Source organism: Nocardia sp. NPDC004722 (genome assembly GCF_053601505.1).
Genome location: NZ_JBSGBY010000861.1, coordinates 1 through 2,719 on the forward strand (window position 1 = coordinate 1; position 2,719 = coordinate 2,719).

General features: G+C 69.1%; 3 protein-coding genes and 2 pseudogenes. 3 read left to right on the forward strand and 2 right to left on the reverse strand.

Annotated features, from left to right (window positions below):
• Nucleotides 1–608, forward strand: a 608-nt coding sequence (locus tag ACWELQ_RS43110; protein ID WP_452402751.1) for an alpha/beta fold hydrolase, incomplete at its 5' end; no start/stop codon positions are given.
• 5 nt (nt 609–613) lie between these two features.
• Here ACWELQ_RS43110 and ACWELQ_RS43115 read toward each other — a convergent pair.
• Together ACWELQ_RS43115 and ACWELQ_RS43120 are read right to left on the reverse strand one after the other, a co-directional pair.
• The gene (locus ACWELQ_RS43115; protein ID WP_452402752.1) at nt 614–1,345 is read right to left on the reverse strand and encodes a DUF7873 family protein; all 732 of its coding nucleotides are present in this window, start codon (nt 1,343–1,345) and stop codon (nt 614–616) included.
• A 47-nt stretch (nt 1,346–1,392) separates the two neighbouring features.
• Nucleotides 1,393–2,160, reverse strand: a complete 768-nt coding sequence (locus ACWELQ_RS43120; RefSeq protein WP_452402753.1) for a C1 family peptidase — start codon at nt 2,158–2,160, stop codon at nt 1,393–1,395.
• On the opposite strand from ACWELQ_RS43120, the pseudogene ACWELQ_RS43125 reads away from it, so the two are divergent.
• Nucleotides 2,143–2,232: pseudogene (locus tag ACWELQ_RS43125) on the forward strand (LysR family transcriptional regulator); the annotation flags it as partial. The gene ACWELQ_RS43120 and the pseudogene ACWELQ_RS43125 overlap by 18 nt on opposite strands.
• Nucleotides 2,233–2,425: 193 nt before the next feature.
• Nucleotides 2,426–2,560: pseudogene (locus ACWELQ_RS43130) on the forward strand (hypothetical protein); the annotation flags it as partial.
• Nucleotides 2,561–2,719 lie beyond the last annotated feature (159 nt).

A 2,719-nucleotide genomic window follows, 5' to 3' on the forward strand; every position in this document is an offset into this window, starting at 1 on the left:
AGACGCCGTCGACCTTCGACGTGTCGGTGTGGGAGTTCTTCTGGCCCTTGCTCGGCCGATCCGCCGCCTCCCGGCGGCCGACGGAGGCGTGGCTGGCCGACCTGCTCGGCGAGGTCCGGACCCGGCCGGTGCTCGTCGCGCACTCGCTGGCCTGCGCGCCCGCACTGCGCTACGCGATCGACCATCCCGACCGCGTCGGCGGGCTGGTGCTCCTCGCACCGGCGTTCCTACAGGCCCCCGGCTCGATGGCGACCCGCTCGCCGGCCGCGGCGTGGATGTTGCGGCGCATGTCCGCCGCACGGCTCGCCGCGACCCTGGGAGTGGATCCCGGTCCCGAGATCGACAGCGCCGCAGCCGATCTGCACCGCCCCGGAGTCGCGCGCCGGGTCGTGGCCGCCCTGCGGGCCGTGCACGCCGAGCGAGCTTCGGCCCGCGCACTGCTGGACCGGGTGAGCGTCCCGGTCGAGATCGTCGTGGGCGCGGCCGATCCGTTGGTCGTGCCCGTCGAGCACCCGGTGACCGTGATACCGGGTGCGGGCCACTATCCGCAGCTCACCCACCCGGACCTGCTGGCCGGACACCTCGAAAGGGTGCCCGGCCCGCGGTAACGGCCTCAGCCGAACAGGTACCCGAAGACGTCCGCCCCGACCTTGCGCTGGGTGATCTCGGCGTTGTTGGCCTCCTCGCGCGCGAACTTCACTGCCTCCTGCAGCTTTTCGACTCGCTCGGTGAGCTCGTGGACCCGCTTGGCGGGCAGCGCGCCGGAGAACTTGATGGTCCGCCAGTACCCGACCACCACATCCTCGTGGTACACCTCGACCTGCGCCGGATGCTTCTCCGTCGCTTCGGCTTTCACGTGGTTGCGCGGAATCTTCTTGGTGCGCACCGTCTGTACCGGCTCGGTGGCGTAGCAATCCGCGGCCGGGTCGTACTCCCAGGACTCCGCGGCGTCCAGCACCGGCAGCTTGCGCACGAAGGTGTGCAGGTCGGTCAGCTGCTTCTCGAGGAACAGCAGGTAGGTGATGGGCGCGCCCGCCACCAGGGTGCGCCCGTCGACCACCACGTCGGCGACAGCGGTGGTGTTGGCCCAATCCTTGGTCGCCACCACATCGAAGAGTTTGGTCAGAATCTCCGCCGTCGTGGACAGCACCTCATCGGCCTTCACCTGCACGCGCGTCGACTCGGGCGGCAACTGCTCGCCCTCCTCGTCCTTGGGACGGTAGGTGCGCGAAATACCGCTCAGCAGAGGGTTCTTGGCCAACTTGTGGTGGGCCTCGGTGAGGTCGGAGAAGGTGCGTGACTTGATTCCCTTCTCGACGGCGACGATCTGATTCAAACGTGTCATGGCCGCACTGTATCGGGGTACAGGGCTTGGCGGCCATGCGTTTTCGCTCAGCCCGCGACGGTGCGCACGGTCCAGAAGTCCGAGGCGTTGCCCGAGAGCAGATACGCGTACGGCATGGTCCCGTAGCCGTCGAGCCCCCACCCCGCACCCCAGGAATTGCGGATGCGGAACACCGACCGGCCGTCGTCGTAACCGACCGCGACCACGCAATGTCCGCCCACCACAGGGTCTTTGGCTCCGGGCAGCGGAATCGCCCCGGTCGTTCTCACCTCCGGATCGAAGATGCTCTGGTACGCGGTGAACCCGAACACGAACGGGTAGCCGTCGGCCAGGCAGCCGCGCAGCTGCGACAGCGTGCGGGTCACGCGGGAATACGCGATGGCCCGATGCGCGGCGGCATCGGCATAGCATTTCGGCGGTGGCTGGGTGGCGAAGGCCGAAATGTCGTAGGGCCATTCGGTTTCCGGGCACGCGCCCACCTTGGCGACGCTCTTGATGCCGTCGCGGATCATCGCGCCGGAATCCTGATCGACGGTGCCTTCCATGACGCGTTCGTTGTAGTAGATGAAAAGCCGCGACGGGACGGATTCGTCGGCCAGCCCCTGTTTCATGGCATCGAACTGCAGCGCCCCGGCAATGCCGTTGCCGGTGCAGGAGCCCAGCTCACCCTGGTCGTAGACCGGGGCGAACTGCGAGGTCAGATCCACGCACGGGGGCAGTTCGGCGATCACCGCGGCCGGTGCGGCATACAGGTGGGAAACGCCGTGGAGTTGCGGCAACTGCGTTACTTCGTGACGGTGGCGGAGGAACTGCATTTCGGGCGCGCGGCGGCCCGCGAGCACATCGTGCAATCGGCGTTGAGCCAGCAGATCCAGCGGCTGGAACGGGAATTGCGCGTCCCGCTGGTGGAGCGCAGCACCCACCACGTGCGGCTCACCGCCGCGGGCACGCTGCTGCTGGCCGAGGCCCGGCTGATCCTGAGCCACGTCGATCGGGCCGCGGCGGCGACCCGCACCATGATCGGGCCGGACGCGGTGCTGCGAGTCGCGGTGGGAGACGCCAGTTTCGACACCATGCCGGTTGCTCGCCCAGCGGCGGCTCGACGTCGGCATCGGGTGCGCGGCGCGGCTGCCGGCGGGGGTGGCGTCGGAGGTCGTGCGGTGGGATCCGCTCGGCGTGCTCGTCGGCGACGGACACGACTGGGCACAGCGGCGCACGGTGCCGCTGGCCGAACTGGACGGGGTGGCGCTGGTGTTCGCCGACGAATCCCGAGCCCCGGGGCATGTGCGTCTACGACCCGCTGATCATGCGCCGCGCGCTGGAGTACGCGAACTCCCTCGGAGTGCTCATCGCGCAGCACGCCGAAGAGCCGCG

Bases quoted from the DNA above. Each gene is read 5' to 3' on its own strand.
- ACWELQ_RS43115 (WP_452402752.1), bottom strand. From the start codon at position 1,345: ATGACACGTTTGAATCAGATCGTCGCCGTCGAGAAGGGAATCAAGTCA.
- ACWELQ_RS43120 (WP_452402753.1), bottom strand. From the start codon at position 2,160: ATGCAGTTCCTCCGCCACCGTCACGAAGTAACGCAGTTGCCGCAACTC.